Annotated in this window: 1 protein-coding gene; it reads right to left on the reverse strand. The window is 43.0% G+C overall.

Annotated elements, in window-relative coordinates; translation table 11 throughout:
• Positions 1–361: 361 nt before the first annotated feature.
• Positions 362–1,308 (reverse strand): iron-containing alcohol dehydrogenase (locus A3735_RS00655; protein WP_068637361.1); only part of this gene is annotated, 947 nt, incomplete at its 5' end.

The raw sequence follows: 1,308 nt of genomic DNA on the forward strand, positions 1-1,308 counted from the left end.
ACTTTGAAGAGCGACAAAGCCAACTCCAGCGAGTACAGAGACGCCAGCAATCATCTTAGCATTACGAGATCTTATTATTTTCACTATCCATCCGCCTGGAGTATTTAATTACTTTGTGAGTCATAGAACGAATAGGAAAAATAATACGGCGAGTATGTATTTATTAACCCGCCCATTTGGGGGGTATTAGTGATTTATGAGAACTAGGTTATACCCCATATGTCGGTATTGCTATTGGCACCCCACCCAATCCTGACTCTTCATTGCGGCTCCTTAAAGAAAGTCTATGCAGTAATGACAAATGCAAAGACCGAAGCAGTAAGCGTCAGGATCAAGTCTAAGTGGACTAAAAAATTCACCCTCAAGCTACAGTATTTGGTAATAGTTGCTGTAAGAGTGTATTGCAATCTTGTTCTGGCATAAATTTGGGAACAGGATAATTGAAATAGGCTTCGCTCATGGCATCTTTAACGATGGAAGGAAAGTCTTCTTCTTGAAGCTCAGCAATCGTTTCCGGGATATCGACCGCTTTATTAAACGCAAAAAGATACTCTACCACTCTCTTTGCTGATTGTTTTGTGTCGTCTCCTTGTTGCACGATGCCAACTTCTTGTGCAATCGTTGCCAGCTTGACTTCAATTGAAGGCGCTGAATATTGAATCACATGCGGTAATACAATTGCATTACCCAAGCCGTGGGCAACACCATACTTCGCACCCAATTGATGAGAAATAGCATGTACGTAGCCCAGTGATGCTTTCGTAAACGCTAGTCCTGCTTTGTAAGAAGCTAATGCCAGCGCACTTCGTGCCTCAATATTACTTCCATCCTTAAAAGCAATAGGCAGGTTTTTGAATATTAAACGAATAGCTGCGAGGGCTTGCTCGTCTGTGTAAGCACTACCATTTCTTCCGACATACGCTTCAATAGCATGGGTTAAGGCGTCCATTCCTGTCGCTGCCGTCAACGCAGGCGGTATCGTAATCATAAATACTGGATCAAGTGCGGTGGCTAAGCTGGCTGTACGAGGGTCAATAACGAAGCTTTTACTTTTAGTCTGATTATCAGATATGACGGATATAACCGTCACTTCTGAGCCTGTGCCAGCTGTTGTTGGGATAGCGTAAAACGGCAAAGGTTTCTTAAGTGCTTTGAAATAACCGGTAAGTTTTTCTGGTTTTTTCTTATTGGAAGCACTCAAGGCAATGACTTTAGCAAGGTCCATCGCAGAACCACCGCCGATCGCTAGCACGCTTTGGCAATTGTTTTCATTTAGCAGATTCAATGCTTCATTCGTGATACTGAACG

The sequence above is a fragment of the Oleiphilus sp. HI0061 genome, assembly GCF_001635675.1.